Origin of the sequence: Photobacterium piscicola (genome assembly GCF_046058925.1) — a bacterium.
GTDB lineage: Bacteria > Pseudomonadota > Gammaproteobacteria > Enterobacterales > Vibrionaceae > Photobacterium > Photobacterium piscicola.
Window position 1 is genome coordinate 2,561,274 of sequence record NZ_CP175534.1, and the last position, 21,282, is coordinate 2,582,555.

Genomic DNA, 21,282 nt, shown 5'->3' on the forward strand with positions numbered 1-21,282 from the left:
AAATTGCCTCCACAGCGAAACCTGTGTTGTTCTTAGTTATAAAATAATTATGGTTTATGTTTTATTGAAATTAGGCAGCCCAAGCTTGTAATTTAGCTCGTAAGCGCTGCATCGCTTGGCTATGAATCTGACAAATACGTGATTCACTGACACCAATAACAGCACCAATTTCTTTTAAATTCATTTCTTCATCGTAATACAGCGATAACACCAAGGCTTCACGTTCTGGTAAGGTTTTTATCGCCGCAGCTAAACTATGGCGAAAACTATCATCAACAACATTCTGCAACGGCATATTTTGATCAATATCATCCTCATGCATCATGGTTTCTTCACCACCAGCAAGATCGGCAATACCCACAATACGGCCACAATTAACGTCATTTAATGCTTGATGATATTGCTCTAGCGGCATCTCTAGAAACTGTGATATTTCAATGTCCGTTGGATCTCGTCCAAGGCTGTGCTCTAGTTTTGCAATCGCATCACTAATACGCCGACTATGTTTGTATACAGATCGCGGTACCCAATCACCACGTCGAATATCATCTAGCATCGCACCACGAATACGAATTCCAGCAAAGGTTTCAAAACTAGCCCCTTTAGTGGGATCATAATTCTGTTGCGCTTCTAATAAGCCAATCATGCCAGATTGAATTAAGTCTTCGACCAAAACACTGGGTGGTAACCGTGCCATTAAGTGATGAGCTATTCGTTTAACCAACGTCGAATAACGCTCAATAAACGCCTGTGGGCTTTGTTGGTAACGGCTATAAGTTAACGTTTTATTCACGAAAAGTAGCCTCCATGGCTCGTGGTTTGTGCACCAACAATCGTTCAACAAAAAACTCTAAATGTCCGCCGGGGTGATGCGGAAGTGGCCATGTCATTGCTTTTGATGCTAATGAATTTAATGCTAATGCCGCCGGGCTGTGTGGGAATGCTTCGACCACTATTTTTTGGCGTTTAACCGCTTGGCGAACATTGTCATCAAGTGGAATACATGCCGCGAGCTCAAGGTTAGCATCAAGAAAACGTTCGGTTACTCGAGTTAGCTTAATGAATAAATCACGCCCTTCACGATAACTACGTACCATGTTAGCCACAATCTTAAACCGTTGAATATCATACTCACGACTCAAAATTTTCATTAATGCGTATGCATCTGTGATCGAAGTCGGTTCATCACAAACCACAATAATGATGTCTTGAGCAGCACGAGCAAAACTCAGCACCATGTCTGAAATACCCGCCGCAGTATCAACTAAGAAAAAATCAATATCATACTGTAAGTTGCTGAATGCTCGAATTAACCCTATATGTTGCGTCGGGGTTAATTCAGCCATATTTTGAGTACCTGAAGCCGAAGGTATAATTTTTACGCCGTAAGGGCCTTCGATAATAATGTCTTCAAGTTCACACATTCCCGCCAATACATGCGACAGATTGCGTCCTGCACGTAAACCAAGCATTACATCAACATTCGCCAATCCAAGATCAGCATCAAGTACCATGACCCGCTTGCCTTGACGCGCCATTGAAATTGCCATATTAAGAGTGACATTGGTTTTACCTACGCCCCCTTTACCACCTGTAATCGTAATGACCTTCGTCGACGTTAATTGGGTCATTCGACGTAAACCACTCGCTTGATCGTACATGATGTTCTCAGTCATAAAAATCAGCCGAAATGTTATCTGAGCTATCACTAGACCAGAGATGAGATTGCTGTGACAGTTCTAGTTCTAACAACTCATTTGCGCGCGAAACGAGATAATTCCCGGTCGCTACTTTCAAGTCTTCAGGAACCCGTTGACCGTCCGCTAAATAGGCAATCGGTAACGCATTTTGAATAGCGACACCGATGATTTCACCTAAACTCAACGATTCATCCAACTTGGTTAATACACAGCCCGATAATGGAATACGACGAAAATGTTCAAGTGTTTCTTGTAGTACTCGTCGTTGGGATGTCGCAGGCATCACTAAATAGCTGCGGATTTTAGCGCCGCTATTTTGCATTAAGGTATCTAATTGTTCTGACAAACGAATGTCGCGTTGACCCATACCGGCGGTATCAAGCAGCACTAATCGACGATGACGCAACTGATGAAGTATATCGGCCAGTTCCTGTGCATCTTTAGCAACTCTTACAGGACACCCCATAATTCGGCCATAAGTGGCCAATTGTTCATGGGCGCCAATACGGTAATTATCGGTGGTCACTAACGCTATTTGTTGAGGACCAAACTCCATCGCAGCTCGTGCCGCTAGTTTGGCAACCGTGGTAGTTTTTCCAACCCCTGTCGGGCCAAGTAATGCCACCACGCCACCATTTTCTAAAATACAGTCGTCTGTGGTTACTAATTGATCGGCTAATAAATCAAGTAAAGCGGGCCAGGCTTCATTGGTAGGCAAATCTTCCGGTATATAGCACGCTAATTGATCAGCTAATTGATCGGATAATCCCATCTTTTCAAGCCGTTTGATCATCATCGCCCGCATCGGTTCTTGGCGTTCAACTTCTTGCCACATTAACCCTGATAATTGATGTTCTAATAAACGTCGAATAGACACGATATCGGCTCGCATCGCATCTAATTCATCATCTTTTTTGATGTTTTTTGCTTCATAACGACTCGGATCTAAACGAGGTTTACGCGCGGTACTAGCATAGTCATTACGCCCAACATTTGTCTCGTGTTCATAATGTTTTGATGATGGACGAACATAATTCCCCACATTGAGATCTTGTGCCGAATCATCATAACGACGAGCCTGTTTCGACTGAGATAACGACCGTTGTCTGTCGGTGCTAGCGTGTTGACGCTGTTGTTCATGACTCTCGCTGTGGTAATAATGCTGTCGAGCTTGATCGCGACTTAACTCATTAGTGCTATTTAGCGCTGATTGTTGCTGATGCTGGGTTTGATGTTTAGATTGGCGTTGCAACAAGGCAGTTAATGAATCCACTGAGGCCATATTATCGCTCCCCTCTGTTGCTGCGGCATAATTTTGCAGTACGCTGGCAAACTGCTTTGAAACAGAAGGCGTTACATTAACTTTATCATCCGCCAGTTTTCGCCTTGCTTGGCCTAAACCTTGTTCTAATTCATCACGTACGGCATGGTTTGTTTTTGCAACTGGTTGGCTTGTTTCTGCATCAACTGCAGCCACTATCTCAACCCCACCCGAGACTTTTTTATTTGACATAATCACCGCATCAGGGCCAAGTTCTTCTTTGACTTCGCTAAGTGCGGTTCTCATATCCTTGGCAAAAAATCGTTTAATTTTCAAACTTAGTTCCCTATCAGCAAGTGCTTAAATTAGTGTTCACTTTCAACATTATTAATGACCTACCGCATTAACAATTCGAATTTGCTTTTCATCGGGCACTTCTTGATAAGAAAGTACTCTTAAGGTCGGAATGGTATTTTTGACAAATTTTGCCAAGGTAGAACGTAAAACACCGGAGGTTAATAACACCGCAGGTTCACCTTTTAATTCTTGTTGTTGTGTTGCTTCTGTTAGTGAACGTTGTAAACGCTCGGCTAATCCAGGCTCAATACCCGATGACTCCCCCCCAGCAGACTGCATCGTTTGATGCAATATCTGTTCCAACTCAGGGACTAAAGTAATGACGGGTAATTCTGCTTCTATTCCGTTGATTTCCTGACAAATTAAACGTTTTAATCCAATACGAGCAGCGGCGGTTAAAATGTCAGGATCTTGACTCTTACTAGAGTACTCAGACAGGGTTTGAACAATGGTTCGAATATCTCGTAGTGGAATCGCTTCATTAAGTAAGTTTTGCATTACCTTCACTACCGCCCCTAATGGCAATTGATCAGGCACGAAACCATCCACTAATTTCGGTGTTGATTGCCCTAACATTTCAAGTAAGTTTTGTACTTCTTCATGGCCCAGTAATTGAGCAGCATGGTTAGTGAGTAATTGACTTAAATGGGTCGCCAGCACAGTGGCAGAATCCACCACGGTGTAACCTAACGCTTGTGCATGTTCACGTTGAGAAACTTGAATCCACACCGCTTCTAAACCAAAAGCAGGATCGAGCGTACGTTCACCATCAATATTGCCAAACACTTGGCCGGGATTTATGGCTAAATCCATGTTGGGATGAATATTAGCTTCGCCACAGGTAACACCCATTAGGCTGATACGGTAGCTATTAGGAGGGAGTTCCAAATTGTCACGAATATGGACAGGAGGCACGAGAAAACCAAAATCTTGAGATAACTTTTTACGCACACCTTTAACGCGCTCTAACAACTCACCACCTTGATCTTTATCTACCATTGAAATAAGTCGATAACCCACCTCAAGACCAATGGTATCTACGGGCTGCACATCATCCCATGACAATTCTTTCATTGGCTGCGCTGGCGCCATCGCATGTGTTGGTGGTTCTTTTTCAACTAATGCTGCTATTTTATCTTTCTTATAACGCCAATAAGCTGCACCACCAATAATGGCAGCTAACAGTAAAAACGGCACATGGGGCATGCCAGGAACAATCCCCATTACAAATAAAATAACCCCAGTAATAATCAAGGCTTGAGGGTTATTAAACATCTGAAAATACATCTGCTGGCCCATATCCTCGTCAGTATTTTGACGAGTAACCAACATCGCGGCACCAATAGACAACAACAACGATGGAATCTGTGCGACTAAGCCATCACCAATGGTGAGTAGACTATAAATCTCCATCGCTTCCATAAAGCCTAAGCCATATTGCGTCATACCAATGATCAAGCCACCAATAATATTGATAAACAAAATCAAAATACCAGCGATCGCATCCCCTTTAACAAACTTAGATGCACCGTCCATCGAACCATAAAAATCCGCTTCTTTGGTCACTTCAAAACGACGCGTTCGTGCTTGCTCTTGATCAATAAGACCCGCATTTAAATCCGCATCAATCGCCATTTGTTTACCGGGTAACGCATCTAGCGTAAAGCGAGCACTAACTTCTGAAATACGCCCAGCACCTTTGGTAACAACCATGAAATTGATAATCATAAGGATAAGGAATACCACCAAACCCACAGCATAGTTACCGCCAATCACTACCGAGCCAAAGGCATCAATGACCTGTCCTGCCGCATCAGAACCTTCATGACCATGCAATAACACCACCCGTGTTGAAGCTACGTTAAGGGCTAAACGTAATAAGGTGGCAATAAGTAATACGGTAGGAAAAGCGGCGAAATCGAGAGGACGACGGGTGTAAACAGTCACTAACAACACCACTAATGACAACGCAATATTAAAGGTAAACGTCATATCCAATAATAATGGTGGCATTGGCAGAATAATCATCGCCAAGGTGGCTAACACCATCACTGGTGCACCAATAGCGGGCATATTCTGTAAACGCGCTAACGGTAAGCGCGTAGCAAAAGGAATTGAAAGCTTCATTCTATTGTCATCAAATCACGATTATTGGTATAAAAGTGAGGCTATGAATCGACACTGAACCATAAACCATCACGAAGGCCTATGACTAAGCAATTATCATGCCGCATAATTATGCCATTATTTTGACAGTAAAATTATACTGTTAGGCTTCATTTTATTGCATTAATGACGTAGCTCTGATGGAATATCTGTTGCAGCTGCCGATAATATAGGTCTTTGTCCTTTTCCTCGACGATAAGCTTTTAATTGAAAAACGTAAGCAAGCACTTGCGCTACCGCAACAAACAACCCATCAGGCACTTGTTGTTCTAATTCAGTGGTATAGTAAATCGCACGTGCTAATGGTGCGGCAGGAACAATATCAATATTGTGTTTATTGGCAATTTCACGAATTTTAAGTGCTAGATGATCGCCACCTTTGGCAATGACGACTGGCGCGGCGTCTAATTGAGGATCATAACGTAATGCCACAGAAAAGTGCTCAGGGTTAGTGATCACAACATCTGCCTGAGGAACATCCGCCATCATGCGGCGTTGTGCCATTTCGCGCTGTAGCATACGAATACGACCTTTAACTTCCGGTTTTCCCTCTGAGTCTTTATATTCGTCTTTAATTTCTTGCTTGGTCATTTTTAATTGATCGCTAAAATGCCAAATTTGATAAGGCACATCAATGGCGACCACAATCAACAACGAACAACAGATCAGTAATACAAAATTCAATAGAATATCTAAGGCATGAAAATAATTAGCAGGAAAGATTTCGATACTGAGCTGAAAAAAGTCATTCAAACTTGAATAAATTAAATATCCAGCCACACTGGCAACTAACCCAACCTTAAGTATCGATTTAATTAATTCAACCCAACTTTGACTGCCAAACATGCGTTTAAGACCACTCATTGGGTTCATTTTTGAGAATTTTGGCATTGCCGCTTCAGAAGAAAAACGCACGCCACCGAGCCCTGCTGCTCCAATTAAGGCGGCAGTAAATAAAAATACTAAAATAATAACCAGTGGTAAAAACACCTGCCATATCGCAGTAGAAATCACTGAAAATAGTAAGTGAACATCAAATGCTTCTTCACGACTGAGAGTAAACATTCGACTCATGACCTTGGCTAATGCGGTTCCTAATCCCTCACCAAACCACATTAAACCCACTGCACCGGAAACCAATACAGCAACGGAGGCTAATTCTCTTGAGCGCGGTACTTGACCTTTTTCTCGCGCCTGCTCGCGTTTTCGCGCGGTGGCGTCTTCGGTACGTTCTTGACCGTCAGCATCCGACATTGTGATTCGTCCATGGTGAAAAAAAGTGAATGTAAGAAAGATAAGCAGCGCAATAAGCCGTTATAGAACGGAATTTACGGTTAACAATCTAGCCGAACTAAACGACAAACTTGATCGAGCCCTGTTTGCCAAATAGCCTCATATTGCGGCACTATCCCCAGCACAATAAACCAACTGATCGCAAGCCCAAGTAACAACGCAAATGAAAAGCCTAATGAGAAAATATTTAACTGGGGCGCAGCACGGGTCATCACGCCAAATGACAGGTTAACGGTTAATAGTGCAATAACACCAGCCAGCGCCATATCAACCCCAGCTTTAAAAATATGCCCAAACCACCCTGCTAATTGGTGATAGTCAGCAGCAACTAACATACTGCTGCCCACAGGTAAGGTCGTAAAACTCAACACCACCACATTCAGCATCGTCAAATGACCGTCAGTGGCTAAGAACAATAATATCGCCAGAAACATATAAAATTGTCCCAATACGGGGGTATTTTGACCATTAGCAGGATCCACCATTGAGGCAAAACCTAAGCTTGATTGCATGCCTAAAATTTGTCCTAACAATACAAAAGTCTGCGTAATAAACTGGGTCACTAACCCCATCGCCACTCCAATAATGATTTGTTGAGTAGTAACAATAAACCCGGCCAAAGAAAGTAACTCAATGTCAGTCGGCACTTTAGGTAGCATTGGCATCACAGTAAAAGTGATCGCTAATGCCAGATATAGCCGAATTTTAGGTGACACAAAACGCGCCCCAAAAAAGGTCATTGCCATCATCATTGAAGAAATACGAGTAAACGGCCAAAAATAATTGGCAATCCACTCTAATAATATGCTGGAGGTATAGTGCATAAACGGTGACTACTCACGAGACAAACACGGTGGCGAGCTGCTATCAATACAATTAGTACAGCAGTTGTGGTATCTGATCGATAATACGAAAAAAATAATCCATCAACATGCGTGTCATCATGTGCCCAAAGAACATCAGTGCTAATAACGTCACCACTAAACGTGGCAGGAAACTCAATGTTTGTTCGTTAATCGAGGTTGCCGCTTGAAATACCGCGACCACCAAACCAATTAATAAGCCCGGAATAACAATTGCGCACACCATGATCAACACCATGTACAGCGCTTCTTGAAAAATACCGACAAACGCTTCAGGAGTCATCGTCTATTTATCCTTACTCTTTAAGTAGGCTTTATAAGGTGCCAAAACTGGCGGCTAACGTAGACAGAATTAAATTCCAGCCGTCTACCAAAACAAACAACATCAATTTAAACGGCAATGACACAATCATCGGTGATAGCATCATCATACCCATCGCCATCAATACTGACGCCACCACTAAATCAATAATTAAGAACGGTAAAAACAGCATAAATCCAATCTGAAACGCAGTCTTAAGTTCAGAAGTAATAAAGGCAGGCACCAACACCGTTATAGGAACAGTTTGTGGATCCGTCGCAGTAGAACCTGAAATATTAACAAAGGTTTCCAGATCTTTAACGCGCGTTTGCTTCAACATAAACTGTCGCATCGGCGCTTCAGCTTTAGTTAATGCTTGTTTAGCACTGATCTGTTCATTGATATAAGGCTGCACTGCATCGTTATTAATTTTATCGATAACAGGCGACATCACAAAAAAAGTCAAAAACATTGCGATACCAATAATCACCTGATTTGATGGTGTTTGTTGTAAACCCATCGCTTGACGCAAAATCGACATCACCACCACAATACGGGTAAATGATGTCATTAAAATCACCACCGCAGGCAAAAATCCCAACGCGGTCATTAACGCTAATATTTGCAAGGTGATGGAGTAATCTTCACTACCATCAGGGTTCATGGTGACTGATAATGCAGGAATACCACCATGGCCAGTTCCTGCAATTAAATGTGATGCGCTACTTTCCGCTGTCATCGCCGCTTGAGTAACACTCTCGGTTGCCCAAGCAGGGGTTGTTATGATCCAACCGCTGCTCAGCAACAGTAATAAAGCGATTTTAAAATACATTGCGGGATTATTTTTTATCATTGGTGGTCATCAATCGGCTCAGCTGAGATGCAAAATCATTGGCTGGCACATCTTCCATGATTAAAGGTTGCTCAAGCTTACTCAGCAACGAGATATTATGCTGCGTGATACCAACTAACAGCTGTTCATCACCCACTTGAATCAGCGCAATTCGCTCTCGCTGTCCAAGCGTTAATTGCTTTACAATCGTAAGTCGCTGGTCACTACTGTGAACGCCCACTAAGCGCATTTTTTTTAGCACCCATGCCAAAAACAGAATAATAACAATCACCAACACCAATGACGCTAAGGTTGTGGCTAGATTAAGATCGGGGGCTTGCCCTAAAGTCACTGACTGATCCATCGTTAACTCTTACCGTAATTTTTTAATGCGTTCGGTTTGGCTAATCACATCGGTTAAACGAATACCAAATTTATCATTGACCACCACCACTTCACCGTGAGCAATCAAAGTACCATTAACCATCACATCCAATGACTCACCTGCAATTCGATCAAGCTCAACCACAGAGCCTTGGTTAAGTTGCAGCAAGTTACGAATACTGATTTGCGTACGGCCAACTTCCATTGAAATCGTCACCGGAATATCCATAATGGTATCAAGTTTACGACGCTCATCATCAGAGATCGGGGCGGTATCATCGATTAACTCTTCCAATGGTGCTGGTTGAACACTGTCTTGTTGTTCGGCAAGGGCTGCCGCCCAGTCATCTGCCATTTGTTGATCATTTTGAGACATGATTTTTCCTACTAAAGAGTCAATTAATGAGTGTCATCAGTGTTATTCATTTCTAATAAAGTCGAACTTAAAAGTTCACGATCTAAAAAAGCCAAGTCGGTTTTCACCATATCTGGGCGTTTTAATTTATCGGTAATTTTCAGCGCAACATTATCGCCACTACGCCCCATTTTGGCGCGATAGGTCGGTAAATCTTCAACAAAAATCGTGGCTGACTCTGGCATCGAGATTGGAATAACATCTCCCGTTTGTAGCTCCATCAAATCACGTAATGAAATATCAATATCTAATAACTTAGCGCGTAGATTTACAGGTACATCCATGATTTCATCACGTAATGCATGGCTCCAACGGACATCGGTATCCATTTTGTCACTTTGTACACCGGCATCGAGCAATTCACGAATCGGCTCAACCATTGAATACGGCATCACCACATGAAAATCACCGCCACCACCATCAATCTCAATATGGAATGAGCTCACCACAATCACTTCGGTCGGGCTGACAATATTGGCCATGGTTGGGTTAACTTCAGAGTCGATATATTCAAACTCAACCGACATCACGGGTGACCATGCTTCACGGTAATCTTCAAACACCAATTTCAGTAGCATTTGTACAATACGGCGTTCCGTTGGGGTAAATTCACGCCCTTCAATTTTGGCGTGAAAACGACCATCACCACCAAAGAAATTCTCAACCAAAATAAACACTAATCGTGCTTCCATGGTGATCAATGCGGTTCCTTTTAATGGTCTAAAACGCACCATATTTAAACTCGTAGGCACATAAAGCGTATTTTGATACTCACCAAATTTGATCATTTGGACGCCATTGATTGACACTTCAGCCGTTTTACGCAACATATTAAATAAACTGATCCGCATATGGCGCGCAAAACGTTCATTGATCAATTCAAGGGTCGGCATTCGGCCACGAACAATCCGATCTTGCGAAGAAAAATCAAAAGCCGTTATACCAGAGCCTTGATCACCATCACTCGTATCATCATCAGGTTCATCAACACCATGCAATAGCGCATCAATTTCATCTTGGGTTAATAAATCACTCACAGCACACCTATTGCATCACAAAGCCAGTAAATAACACCCGTTCAACCACAGGCATGTTCGTCATCTTGTTCATCGTTGCTTGTACGGTTGTCAATGCTTGTTGACGTAACTGTTCACGCCCTTGTGGTTGGCGTAATTGCTCAACCGTGGCTGCTGCAAAAGTTTGTAGCAATACACTTTCAACCAATGGCACATGTTTTTTAGCCAACGCTTCATTTTGTTCACCACGAACCATTAGCTGTACTTTTATTTGCACCACGCGATCACGTTCTTTACCACTAACATTAAAAATAAATGGTTCAGGTAACACGATATAATAAGCCGACACTTTCAACGGCGACTGAGTTGATGTTGAGCCAACCTCTGCCGCTTTAGCTTCTGCTGATGGTGTGGTGAAAAACCAAATGCCACCACCAATCACAACGCTCACAAGCAAAATAACCAAGCTAATGACAATTGTTTTTTTTCTATTTCTAGCCATCATTATTTATCCTGCTCGCTATTTATTGCGGTCTTTATTACGACATGACATTGCTGCATGTTTTTCCTTATTGATTAAACCTACGCGATTAATATGACCAAAAACGCTAAGCGTAATAATCAACTTGGTCTTTGTGTTTTGCTACGAACATACTGATGGGCAAATCCCCTTGATCACTTTCAGCGATGAGAGATCCATCATCAGCCATTATTGTTAAAGAGGATGGCTGCCCTGAGTGTGACTGTGAATGTGCAGAGTTATTAGAGTTGTGCCCCGTAAATTGGTGACTATTCTCTTGTTGTACCGAGCTTTGTGCGAGTTGTAGCCCTTGTTGTTGTAACATTTCGCGTAAACGTGGCATCGCTTGTTCAACAATATCGCGGGCTTGGTGATTATTTACCGTAAATTGCACCGAAGCTTGATCTTGGTTAATACTCAATTTAATCTGAAGTTTGCCAAGTTCTGGTGGATCTAACCGAATATCGACATATTTTAGGTTCTTTGCCATCATCATATTGATCCGTTCATGAACCTCTTCGCCAGCCTGTTCATGAGTAAGAACTAATGACGATTGCAAAGCGTTGGTCATGGGCGGTAATTCAGGTTTCAGCATTGGTGTTGTTGATGCTGTCGTTAATCCCGCTAACTGTTGAACCAATGAATCAGCTTGAGAATGGTTATTTACGCCTTGTTGAGGTCGATTATCGTCTACCAACAAAGAAGCACCATCAAACACAGCAGGATTAATAAGCATATCGGTACTAGGTGTTGAGGTAGATAAAGAGCGATAAGAGGCTGGCAATGGCAAATTATTGACACTAATATCAGAAATAAGCTCGGCATCACTCTGTGCGCCAGATTTTTGTCCATCACTATTTGCTGTCGCTTTTGCCGTCAGAGCCTCAGCCGCAGTTGTCGCTACGGCCATAGCTGGCATGATAAACGCAGCACTTTCATTGGTGGTTTTAATGGCTGTTTGAGCTGCTACCAATTCATCTTGAGTCAGTACAGCATCTGTTGTTGGCATGACGACCGATGGCAAGCTTTTGCCGCTCGCATCAACAGTCTCAGTTTGTGTTTTATCGACTGAATTAAGCTGCTGGTTAGATTGTGTGAGTTGCTGTAAAAAGACATTGCCTGCAGCCATTAACTCTACTGCGCCATCAATGACTCTCTCGCCGTCATCAGCGTTCATTAATGATTTATCAGTTGCGGTATCGGCAATTATTGAATCTGCGATTAATATTTCACTTTCATCATCAATAACGTCAGTGGTAGAGGGAATGTTTACTTCACTCTCAATATTCATCTGTTCAGCACTCATCGCTGCTTGATCAGAAAGTAATGTGAGTTCGCCATCAACCACCGCTAACGGAGGCATTTCATCAAGCGCTTGCTGGTATTGCTCTAAAAACTGACCATCACCGAATGGCGTAGTGTCAGGTATTGAACTGGCAACGGAACTGCCCGTCACCAATTTTGGCGTTTGCGCAGATGACACATTAAATAGATTCATAGTAACTCTTTTAATACGTGTCGCGACAGACGACAAATAAATGAATAACTGTTTGATTAAAGCGTCAAAAAAACGTTTCATTCAAAACTAATGTTCTATCCTAATGCAAAAAGTAAACCAGTTTTTTAGTTCTAGCGTTGTTGGCGACGTGCAAATTGTAACGTTACAAATTCATCCATCATTTTTTGTTCTTGTTTATTCAAAAAAAGCTGCCGTTCACGCTGTTTTTTTTCCAGTAACCATTCAATACCACGTTTTTTTTGCTGCATGGCTTGCCAATGCTGACGGCATTGCTCAATTTGATTAGCAAAATAGCCACCCGCCTGTTTTTGCTTCTCTAATGTGGTATCAAGTTGAGTTAAGAATTTTTGTAAATGGCTATATTGGCTTGCACTCAGCCCTTGTTGCCCACGCTCAGAAAGCTGACGACAGTAATCTAATCGGTACTGTTCAATTTGAGCTAATTGCTGTAAATAATTTTGCTGTTCAAGTTGCGCTTGATTGAGGGCGAGGCTAGCTTGATGTTCTTGTTGTTGTGCTTGTTCGATTAATAATTCAAATGTTCTCAATGGCATACTATAACGACCTTGTCTTCAATTACCTTATTACCAAGTTCCATTAGCTACCTAATGTAGATCGCAACATATTGACGCACATTTCATACGGTACCGCTTCTTTCATTTCTTGCTGTAAATAATTATCTAATTTCGGTTTAAAACTAAAAGCTTGATCAATCGTTGCATCAGTTCCCGGTTTATAGGCACCAATAGCAACCAAGTCTTGATTTTTACGGCAAATAGATAAAATTTGACGTACGGCTTTCGACATCAGCATATGGTCATCACTAACGATGGCTGGCATAACACGACTAACAGAACGCTCAACATCAATTGCAGGATAATGCCCCGCATCCGCCATTTCACGCGATAACACAATATGACCATCGAGGATCGCACGTGAAGCATCAGCAATCGGGTCTTGCAGATCATCACCTTCACTTAATACCGTGAAAAAAGCGGTGATCGAACCTTGATTTTCATTACCATTACCTGCCCGTTCCACCAGCGCAGGTAACTTAGCAAACACCGATGGTGGATAACCTTTGGTTGCAGGTGGTTCACCAACGGACAATGCAATTTCACGTTGCGCCTGAGCAAAGCGGGTTAATGAATCCATCAGCAGCAACACATCAAACCCTTGATCGCGAAAATACTCGGCAATGGTGAGTGAGGTTTGGCAGCCTTTTAGACGCATTAATGGCGAAGCATCGGCAGGCGCGGCTATCACAACGGCTCGCTCACGGCCTTCTTTACCTAAAATTTCATCAATAAATTCTTTTACTTCTCGACCACGCTCGCCAATAAGCCCCACCACCACAATTTGCGCACTGGTACCGCGAGTCATCATACCCAGCGTGACCGATTTACCCACACCAGAACCAGCAAAAAGACCAATCCGCTGTCCTTTTCCGACTGTTAATAAACCATTAATAGCCTTAATACCAACATCAAGGGGTTCTTTAATCGGTTTGCGTGATAAGGGGTTAATGGGAGCCGAGGTAAACGCTGCTCGTTGCTCAGTAAAAATAGGCCCTAAGCCATCAAGTGGATTACCAATACCATCAATAACACGCCCAAGTAATTCAGGCCCGACTGGAATACCACTGTTATGCAAAATAGGGGTAACTTTAGCACCTGGCATCACCCCTGATAATTGCTCACTTGGCATTAAAAAAAGCGTTTCACCAGCAAAACCCACCACTTCTGCTTCTAGTTCACCAGTGAGGGTTTCTACTTTACAGACACTACCAACAGGGGCGCGGCAGCCTATCGCTTCAAGGGTTAGCCCAACAACACGATCCAACCGCCCTGAAGCCACAGGTTTACAAGCGGTATTTGCAGTTTGGTAGCGACTTAGGCGTTGTGCGAGGGTCATAACACTGGCTCTTGCAAGTTACTGTTGAGTTCATTAAAGGTGGTCAGTGAATGCAAAATACGATCATCAATTAAATAATCAACACTAGAACTGCCACACGCCAACTGTAAATCCCCTCGTTGTAAACTCGGCTCTGCAATTAATGACCATTGACGTTGTTGCAGATCAGCCTCATCAAAGCTGGCATGAATTAACGCAACATCTTCTGGATGTAAATGTATTTTAATTTCTCGCTCGGCTATCGGTAGCGTTGCTACAACTTCACGAACAGTATTGAGTAATACTTGAGGATTGGTTTTAACTTCAACGCGAATCAATGCCTTGGTTAAACCATTCACCAATAACAATAATTGTTGTTCAACTTCAGTGTCGACTTTAGCAATAGGATCTGCAAATTTATCCATCACCGCCGTTAATAATGCCACTTGTTGATCAATTTGAGCTTGAGCTTGTTCTAGCCCTTGCTGTAAGCCTTGTGCCAGCCCTTCAGAATGCCCGGCTGTAACCCCTTCAGCATGGCCTTGGGAAAAACCTTCGCTATGCCCAGCTTGACGCCCTTGCTCAACCCCTTCGTCATAAGCAGATTGCTGCATGGCTTCAAGTTCTGCCGCGGTTAATGGTGGCGGCGGAGGCTCAGGTTGAGTTAATTGCTGTTGCTGTAATTGTTGTTGCTCAAGATAATATTGATGATCATAATTAAGCGCATTTTCAGGTTCATGATCACTGTCGTGGCTGTAATCAGGGTATGCCCAGCGTTCAAGTTCTTGGGCTTGATGTTCTGACACACGCATAAAACCACGACGACGTTCATCACTCATAGCAACACCTTTTCCTTCAACTTACATTGAACCACCGCATTACTATTATAAAAATTCATCAGTGCCACCATTGCCAGTTAGCACTAATTCACCCAAATCAGATAAACGACGCGCAATAGATAAAATTTCTTTCTGAGCCGCTTCAACATCAGCCACACGAATAGGCCCCATGGCTTCTAAATCTTCTTGTAGCATTTCACCCGCACGTTTAGACATGTTGCGATAAAACTTATCACGTAACATATCATCTGCACCTTTAAGGGCTTTTTGTAATAGATCTTGCGGCACATCTCGCAATAGAATTTGAATGCCACGATCATCAACTTCAATCAGATTATCAAACACAAACATCAAGTCTTGAATTTGAGTCGCTGTTTCTTCATCGTTTTCACGAATTTGATCCATCAACAGCCCTTCAACGTTATTATCGAGATAGTTCATGATTTCTGCTGCTGCTTTTAAGCCACCAATTTTAGCGGCTTGTGCACCCGCTTGACCCGCAAACTGTTTTTCCATAATGTCGTTTAATTCATGCAGTGCCGCAGGTTGAACTTCTTCCAAATTAGCAATACGCATCATCAAATCTAACCGCACGCGTTCAGGGAATTGCGATAAAATTTCAGCGGATTGTTCAGGCTCTAAATAAGACAACACGATGGTTTGAATCTGTGGGTGCTCATTTAAAATAATACTGGCAACTTGGCGCGGATCCATCCATTTTAAAGAATCAAGTCCACGCGAACCGCTACCCATTAGAATTTGATCAACCAAATTATTGGCTTTATCTTCACCTAATGCTGCCACTAACGCATTACGAACAAAATCTTCGCTACCCATACCAATGCTGGTGTATTTTTGAATTTCTTCTAAAAATGAACGATGAACACTCGAGACTTTATCTTGATTTAAGTTCTTCATGCTTGCCATCGAGCCACCGACTCGCTGCACCTGCTTCGGATCAAGATGGCGAATAATACTGGCGGCATCTTGTTCATTAAGACTTAATAATAAAATCGCAGCTTTTTCCGTGCCATTAAGGCTTTTAATATCAAATTTATTATCGATTGGTGCTACATCATTAGCCATCTTCATTCATCCAGCTTTTCACGACTTGTGCAGCAAGATCCGGTTCATTGGCAACCAACGCCCGCACTGCTTTCAGTAAATCTTCATCTTTATGTAAATTAGGCAGATCTAAACTACTACTGCTTAATTCAAAGCTTTCATTTGGATCTAAGTCACCGCCGATTAAGCTGGTGCCATCACTATGACTATTGTGGGTTAAAATCGGTAAGCCATTTTCATCTAACGGTGTGCCATTAGCCGCTTGATTTGGGTATAGCAACTTGTTCATTGCTGGACGCACCAAGACGATAATCACCACAATAATCACCAAGGCCGCTGCAAGCCATCGAATCCAACTGCTAAAATTCGGGTTCTCCCAAATAGGCACATCAGCCAATAATAGTTCTTCAGGCAGCGCAAATGGCACCGATAGTACTTCCAATAAATCACCACGCGCCTCTGAAAAACCAATACCGCCCATTAATAAACGACGAATTTTAACAATTTCAGCTTCAGATACTGGTACTCGTGTGATCTCACCCGTTTTAGGATCAACTATTGATTTATAATCAATCGCAACCGACACCGTTTGACGATCAATAACACCTGTTTGCGCGCGTTTATGGCTTATCGTGGTGTCTAACTCATAGTTACGGGTAGATTCACGGTGCATGCGACCATTACCGCTGCTTGTGCCAGCTTGCATGTCTTTTATATTTTCGGGAATAGCACTACTGACAGGAGGTTGGTTGCTTAATGCTCCAGGAATACCCGCTACCACTTGACCACCATTGCTATCTTCACGCGTAAACTCACTTCGAGTAGCCGCCGTGGCAGGGTCATAGCGTTTACGGGTTTCTTCTAAGGCGGAGAAATCCATCGTTATATCAACTTGTGAGGTGTAATTTCCCACCCCTAAAACAGGCATCAAAATAGCGTCGATTTTTTCCCGTAAAGATTGCTCTTGTTTACGCTCTAATTCGTATTCTTTTCGTTTAGCGGTTGAGGAAGGATCTTCAGTACCTGAGCTTAATAAACGCCCGTGTTGATCGGTCACCGTAACGCGAGTAGGACGTAAACCAGGCACCGCCGTTGCCACCATATCAACAATGGAATCAACTTCTTGCTGCCCTAGTGCTCCGCCTGATGCTAAAGTCAGAAAAACCGTCGCGGTAGCATCTTGATTATGACGCACAAACACACTTTGTTTTGGCATCGCAAGCAACACTTGCGCCTTACGTACTTGACTAATTTGTTCGATAGCACGCGCTAATTGACGTTCACGGCTTAATTTTAAACGTTCATTTTCAAGCCGCTGTGAAACACCAAATCCCATGTCTTTTAATAAAATATCATCGCCTTCAGCGGTACGACTGTTTAAACCACTGCGGGTTAAATCTAATTTTATACTGCTATATTTATCAGCAGGTACTCGAATGGTATTGCCATCAAGTTGGTAATCAATTTTCTTTTGATCAAAGTGATCTAAAATAGGGATCAATTCTTCGGTTTCATAGCTACCCAATGGTCGCATTTCGGGCTCTTTTATCCACACCACGACCATGACAATTAGCGCGACACAAATCGCAACCGATAGCACTAAAATCACCTGCCGTAACAGATCAAGATTGCCTAAAATACTGTCAGTACGCGATGCTTTCTTTTCAGCAAGATCGGGATCTTGAGCAGCATCGCGTAATATCGGTGAAGTATTATTATTTGCAACCGTAACGGGTTGATTAACAATTTGATCTGACACTATTTATTTCTCACACATATAACTAATGATGCGCTATCACATCGACGGATAACAACGATATTTATACCGGCATATTCATTAATTCTTTGTAGGCCTGTACCATTTTATTACGCACTTGCACCGTCGCTTCAAACGCCACACTGGATTTATTACGGGCAATCATCACATCAGATAACGACACACTGCGATCACCTTGATCAAACCGAGTAGCAAGATCACTTGACTGCCCTTGAAGCGTATTCACCGACTTAATGGCATCATTAAGTAAATTGCCAAAATCAGCACTAACCTGTTGTCCTGTTACGGGACGAATATTATTTTGAGCATCTAAACGCATTGCCTGCATTTCAGCCGCTAATCCATTAACTTTCATTGCAAAATCTCACTGTGTTTATCGCTACTAAAAAAGGTTTGTTATATCTATAACCCATCGATTATGCGGGGAGTTCAATGCCAGCATCACGCATTTTGGCTAATTTATAGCGTAATGTACGTGGACTAATACCCAATTTATCGGCCATATTTTTTCGATTACCTTGGCAAGCAACTAAGGTATCTAAAATAATATTAAATTCTTGGCCGCGTAATTCATGGCCTAAACTTTCCGCAACTGTGGATGATATTGAGTCAATTGTCGTTGTGGTCGACGGTGATATTTCGCAATCAGGCGCGGTAGAAGGTGTAACCATCTGTAACCAATCAAGTCCTTCAACCAAAATATGTTGCTCAGTTATCATAAGGTTATCGTGAATGATTAACGCGCGTTGAATCACGTTATCAAGTTCACGTACATTTCCGGGCCATGTATATTGTAATAATTTGTTGAGCGCACATGGTGCTATGACAGGGATCGCCATCCCTTGTTGACTCGCATGGCGTTGTAAAAATAACTGCGCTAACGGCACAATATCGCCCTTACGCTCCATTAATGCTGGCCATGTCATTGGAAAAACATTTAAGCGGTAATACAAATCTTCACGAAAACGCCCCTTCGCAACATGATTTTTTAAATCACGATTACTGGTTGCAATAATGCGCACATTCAATTTAATGCTTTTACGTCCACCTAAACGTTCAACTTCACGTTCTTGCAATACCCGTAATAATTTAGCTTGCAAGTTAATGTCCATTTCACTGATTTCATCCAGTAAAATCGTACCTGCTTGAGCTTGTTCAAACTTGCCCGGACAGGCTTGTATTGCTCCTGTAAAAGCCCCTTTTTCATAGCCAAATAGCATCGCTTCTAGCATATTTTCAGGAATAGCAGCACAGTTAATCGCCACAAAAGGTCCATCACAGCGTAAAGAATGGTCGTGAATATAGCGTGACAACACTTCTTTACCCGACCCACTAGGACCTAAGACCATCACGCTGGCATCTGTTTTAGCGACTTTTTCTGCCATTGCTAACAAATGCAAACTTTTAGGATCCGCTGCGACCGTATTGGTAGCGTTGGATCGGATCGGTGCATAGCGACCAACCATATTTAACAAAACTTGCGAGGCAAATGGTTTAGCCATGTAATCAAGTGCCCCCTCTTTCATTGCTGCAACAGCATCTTCGATATTGGCGTAAGCGGTCATTAATAACACTGGCATTTTCGGCCATTGCAATTTAATACTACGCAATAAAGCTAAGCCATCCATGCCCGTCATTTGCACATCAGAAACCACAATATCAACCGATTCAGATTTCAATAGCACTAATGCGTGTTCTGCACTTTCCGCTTCTAGCCATTGATAACCCGCTAATGCAAGCGTATCCACTAACGCTTCACGCAAACCTTCGTCATCTTCTACGACTAATACTCGCGTTTGACTCATGCTTCACTCTCCATAGTTAACTCGAACCATTATGCGGCTTGAACTGATGTGACTAACGGTAACTGCAAGGTAAATGTGGCCCCTTGCCCCAATTGTGAATCTAATATCAAACTACCGTGATGGGCTGATACCACCATCTGTACCACAGCCAGTCCTAATCCGGTGCCTTGTTTACGAGTGGTAAAAAAAGGTTCTAACACTTTTTGATGATGCTCTGCCGCAATTCCTGGGCCGTTATCTGTCACACTGAGTAATAGCATTTGATCCTGCTGTTGACAGCGCACTGCAACTCGGCAACCTTTGCCAGCCATTTGAATCGCATTAGTGATCAAATTACCCACCGCGCTCGCTAATGCATTTTCATTGCCCATTAAACGCAATGTTTCATCGTCACAGTCAATGCTAAAATCGACATCATGACTCAAAACTTGGGCTTCTATCATTGCTTCTAAACTGTTGAGTAAACTTTCAATAGTAAATTCACTCACCACTTTATTGTCGCCACCTTTGGCAAATAACAACATATCGTTAACTTGTTTTTCCAGATCATATAATCGATCCACCAGCTTAGTTTGAAAACGTGTTCGCGTGGTTGGAGTTAACCCTGCTGATGCTAAATTAGCGGCGTACAACAATGCACTGGCTAACGGAGTACGCACTTGATGTGCCAACGATGCAACCATTCGCCCTAACGACGACAAACGCTGCATTTCACTTAACCGTGACTGTAGCTGGCGGGTTTCGGTTAAATCAGTGATCACAATAAGCTGCCCAGCCGCAGAAGCTGAAATAGCAAGCTTCACTTTACGGCCACTGCGCAATGAAACCTCATGTCCATCATCATCTTGGGGTGCGAAACTACGTTGAATAATCTCTCCCCAACGTTGACCGATTAATGGTTCACCAAGTAACCGCAAGGCTTCTTGATTAGCTTCACTAATTACGCCCTTTTCATCCAATAAAATGACGGCAACAGGCATTACTTGTAATACTTGCTGATAACGCTCAACTTGCTGGTTTAACGCTAATAATGTTTTGGATGAGTCACTCATGATTAATCTGCAACAAACGATGATGGTCATACCATGCAAACAACATGCCATTATTAGTCATTATTTATCAGTAACTTATTGTAAAATCATACTATTTACTAATGTCATATTTATGACGCTAATAACACTTTTATGATGCTGCGTGCTTTTTTTAGCTTATAAGGGCATATTTATTATTAACAACACCTCAATAACTATTGCTAACAGTGATATTAGATGGGGAT

General features: G+C 42.5%; 21 protein-coding genes. All 21 read right to left on the reverse strand.

Annotated features, from left to right (window positions below; genetic code table 11):
• Positions 1 to 70 precede the first annotated feature (70 nt).
• Complete coding sequence (locus tag ACJZU6_RS12130) at positions 71 to 793, reverse strand: RNA polymerase sigma factor FliA (RefSeq protein WP_107275317.1); 723 nt, start codon at positions 791 to 793, stop codon at positions 71 to 73.
• Positions 786 to 1,676 carry a MinD/ParA family protein gene (locus tag ACJZU6_RS12135; protein ID WP_080156958.1) on the reverse strand — a complete coding sequence of 297 codons (891 nt, stop codon included), beginning with the start codon at positions 1,674 to 1,676 and terminating at the stop codon, positions 786 to 788. The genes ACJZU6_RS12130 and ACJZU6_RS12135 overlap by 8 nt, the downstream gene beginning before the upstream one ends.
• Entirely contained in the window at positions 1,669 to 3,297 is a 1,629-nt protein-coding gene (gene flhF, locus ACJZU6_RS12140) for a flagellar biosynthesis protein FlhF (protein ID WP_297479244.1), read from the reverse strand. Before flhF ends, ACJZU6_RS12135 begins: the two co-directional genes overlap by 8 nt.
• 51 nt (positions 3,298 to 3,348) lie before the next feature.
• Positions 3,349 to 5,445: a flagellar biosynthesis protein FlhA gene (gene flhA, locus ACJZU6_RS12145; protein ID WP_408900340.1), complete on the reverse strand. Its 2,097-nt coding sequence runs from the start codon at positions 5,443 to 5,445 to the stop codon at positions 3,349 to 3,351.
• A 162-nt stretch (positions 5,446 to 5,607) separates the two neighbouring features.
• Positions 5,608 to 6,738 carry a flagellar biosynthesis protein FlhB gene (gene flhB, locus ACJZU6_RS12150; RefSeq protein WP_408900341.1) on the reverse strand — a complete coding sequence of 377 codons (1,131 nt, stop codon included), beginning with the start codon at positions 6,736 to 6,738 and terminating at the stop codon, positions 5,608 to 5,610.
• An 80-nt stretch (positions 6,739 to 6,818) separates the two neighbouring features.
• Positions 6,819 to 7,601, reverse strand: coding sequence for a flagellar biosynthetic protein FliR (fliR, locus tag ACJZU6_RS12155; RefSeq protein WP_107275314.1), 783 nt, complete (start codon positions 7,599 to 7,601; stop codon positions 6,819 to 6,821).
• 52 nt (positions 7,602 to 7,653) lie between these two features.
• Entirely contained in the window at positions 7,654 to 7,923 is a 270-nt protein-coding gene (gene fliQ / locus ACJZU6_RS12160) for a flagellar biosynthesis protein FliQ (RefSeq protein ID WP_036795654.1), read from the reverse strand.
• 31 nt (positions 7,924 to 7,954) lie between these two features.
• Positions 7,955 to 8,794 (reverse strand): flagellar type III secretion system pore protein FliP, encoded by an 840-nt coding sequence (gene fliP / locus ACJZU6_RS12165; protein WP_080156967.1) that lies wholly within the window; start codon positions 8,792 to 8,794, stop codon positions 7,955 to 7,957.
• Positions 8,781 to 9,137: a flagellar biosynthetic protein FliO gene (gene fliO / locus ACJZU6_RS12170; protein WP_080156969.1), complete on the reverse strand. Its 357-nt coding sequence runs from the start codon at positions 9,135 to 9,137 to the stop codon at positions 8,781 to 8,783. The genes fliP and fliO overlap by 14 nt, the downstream gene beginning before the upstream one ends.
• Before the next feature lie 9 nt (positions 9,138 to 9,146).
• Positions 9,147 to 9,533 carry a flagellar motor switch protein FliN gene (gene fliN / locus ACJZU6_RS12175; RefSeq protein ID WP_080156971.1) on the reverse strand — a complete coding sequence of 129 codons (387 nt, stop codon included), beginning with the start codon at positions 9,531 to 9,533 and terminating at the stop codon, positions 9,147 to 9,149.
• A gap of 23 nt (positions 9,534 to 9,556) precedes the next feature.
• Positions 9,557 to 10,609: a flagellar motor switch protein FliM gene (fliM, locus tag ACJZU6_RS12180; RefSeq protein ID WP_408900342.1), complete on the reverse strand. Its 1,053-nt coding sequence runs from the start codon at positions 10,607 to 10,609 to the stop codon at positions 9,557 to 9,559.
• Positions 10,610 to 10,616: 7 nt separating this feature from the next.
• A complete protein-coding gene (gene fliL, locus ACJZU6_RS12185; RefSeq protein WP_408900947.1) occupies positions 10,617 to 11,090 on the reverse strand; it encodes a flagellar basal body-associated protein FliL in 474 nt (157 codons plus the stop codon).
• Positions 11,091 to 11,196: 106 nt separating this feature from the next.
• Entirely contained in the window at positions 11,197 to 12,606 is a 1,410-nt protein-coding gene (locus tag ACJZU6_RS12190) for a flagellar hook-length control protein FliK (RefSeq protein WP_408900343.1), read from the reverse strand.
• A 131-nt stretch (positions 12,607 to 12,737) separates the two neighbouring features.
• Positions 12,738 to 13,181 carry a flagellar export protein FliJ gene (fliJ, locus tag ACJZU6_RS12195; protein ID WP_045036582.1) on the reverse strand — a complete coding sequence of 148 codons (444 nt, stop codon included), beginning with the start codon at positions 13,179 to 13,181 and terminating at the stop codon, positions 12,738 to 12,740.
• Positions 13,182 to 13,224: 43 nt separating this feature from the next.
• Positions 13,225 to 14,541: a flagellar protein export ATPase FliI gene (gene fliI / locus ACJZU6_RS12200; RefSeq protein ID WP_408900344.1), complete on the reverse strand. Its 1,317-nt coding sequence runs from the start codon at positions 14,539 to 14,541 to the stop codon at positions 13,225 to 13,227.
• The gene (gene fliH, locus ACJZU6_RS12205) at positions 14,538 to 15,359 is read right to left on the reverse strand and encodes a flagellar assembly protein FliH (protein WP_408900345.1); all 822 of its coding nucleotides are present in this window, start codon (positions 15,357 to 15,359) and stop codon (positions 14,538 to 14,540) included. The genes fliI and fliH overlap by 4 nt, the downstream gene beginning before the upstream one ends.
• A gap of 45 nt (positions 15,360 to 15,404) precedes the next feature.
• Positions 15,405 to 16,445 carry a flagellar motor switch protein FliG gene (gene fliG, locus ACJZU6_RS12210; protein WP_080156979.1) on the reverse strand — a complete coding sequence of 347 codons (1,041 nt, stop codon included), beginning with the start codon at positions 16,443 to 16,445 and terminating at the stop codon, positions 15,405 to 15,407.
• On the reverse strand, positions 16,438 to 18,183 hold the full coding sequence (gene fliF / locus ACJZU6_RS12215) for a flagellar basal-body MS-ring/collar protein FliF (RefSeq protein WP_408900346.1): 1,746 nt from the start codon (positions 18,181 to 18,183) through the stop codon (positions 16,438 to 16,440). Before fliF ends, fliG begins: the two co-directional genes overlap by 8 nt.
• A gap of 61 nt (positions 18,184 to 18,244) precedes the next feature.
• A complete protein-coding gene (gene fliE / locus ACJZU6_RS12220) occupies positions 18,245 to 18,556 on the reverse strand; it encodes a flagellar hook-basal body complex protein FliE (RefSeq protein ID WP_408900347.1) in 312 nt (103 codons plus the stop codon).
• Between the two features lie 61 nt (positions 18,557 to 18,617).
• Positions 18,618 to 20,006 (reverse strand): sigma-54-dependent transcriptional regulator, encoded by a 1,389-nt coding sequence (locus tag ACJZU6_RS12225; RefSeq protein ID WP_408900348.1) that lies wholly within the window; start codon positions 20,004 to 20,006, stop codon positions 18,618 to 18,620.
• 29 nt (positions 20,007 to 20,035) lie between these two features.
• Positions 20,036 to 21,058 (reverse strand): sensor histidine kinase, encoded by a 1,023-nt coding sequence (locus ACJZU6_RS12230; protein ID WP_408900349.1) that lies wholly within the window; start codon positions 21,056 to 21,058, stop codon positions 20,036 to 20,038.
• Between the last annotated feature and the right edge of the window lie 224 nt (positions 21,059 to 21,282).

Bases quoted from the DNA above. Each gene is read 5' to 3' on its own strand.
- ACJZU6_RS12135 (WP_080156958.1), bottom strand. From the start codon at position 1,676: ATGACTGAGAACATCATGTACGATCAAGCGAGTGGTTTACGTCGAATG.
- flhA (WP_408900340.1), bottom strand. From the start codon at position 5,445: ATGAAGCTTTCAATTCCTTTTGCTACGCGCTTACCGTTAGCGCGTTTA.
- flhB (WP_408900341.1), bottom strand. From the start codon at position 6,738: ATGTCGGATGCTGACGGTCAAGAACGTACCGAAGACGCCACCGCGCGA.
- fliR (WP_107275314.1), bottom strand. From the start codon at position 7,601: ATGCACTATACCTCCAGCATATTATTAGAGTGGATTGCCAATTATTTT.
- fliQ (WP_036795654.1), bottom strand. From the start codon at position 7,923: ATGACTCCTGAAGCGTTTGTCGGTATTTTTCAAGAAGCGCTGTACATG.
- fliP (WP_080156967.1), bottom strand. From the start codon at position 8,794: ATGATAAAAAATAATCCCGCAATGTATTTTAAAATCGCTTTATTACTG.
- fliO (WP_080156969.1), bottom strand. From the start codon at position 9,137: ATGGATCAGTCAGTGACTTTAGGGCAAGCCCCCGATCTTAATCTAGCC.
- fliN (WP_080156971.1), bottom strand. From the start codon at position 9,533: ATGTCTCAAAATGATCAACAAATGGCAGATGACTGGGCGGCAGCCCTT.
- fliL (WP_408900947.1), bottom strand. From the start codon at position 11,090: ATGGCTAGAAATAGAAAAAAAACAATTGTCATTAGCTTGGTTATTTTG.
- ACJZU6_RS12190 (WP_408900343.1), bottom strand. From the start codon at position 12,606: ATGAATCTATTTAATGTGTCATCTGCGCAAACGCCAAAATTGGTGACG.
- fliJ (WP_045036582.1), bottom strand. From the start codon at position 13,181: ATGCCATTGAGAACATTTGAATTATTAATCGAACAAGCACAACAACAA.
- fliI (WP_408900344.1), bottom strand. From the start codon at position 14,541: ATGACCCTCGCACAACGCCTAAGTCGCTACCAAACTGCAAATACCGCT.
- fliH (WP_408900345.1), bottom strand. From the start codon at position 15,359: ATGAGTGATGAACGTCGTCGTGGTTTTATGCGTGTGTCAGAACATCAA.
- fliG (WP_080156979.1), bottom strand. From the start codon at position 16,445: ATGGCTAATGATGTAGCACCAATCGATAATAAATTTGATATTAAAAGC.
- fliE (WP_408900347.1), bottom strand. From the start codon at position 18,556: ATGAAAGTTAATGGATTAGCGGCTGAAATGCAGGCAATGCGTTTAGAT.
- ACJZU6_RS12225 (WP_408900348.1), bottom strand. From the start codon at position 20,006: ATGAGTCAAACGCGAGTATTAGTCGTAGAAGATGACGAAGGTTTGCGT.
- ACJZU6_RS12230 (WP_408900349.1), bottom strand. From the start codon at position 21,058: ATGAGTGACTCATCCAAAACATTATTAGCGTTAAACCAGCAAGTTGAG.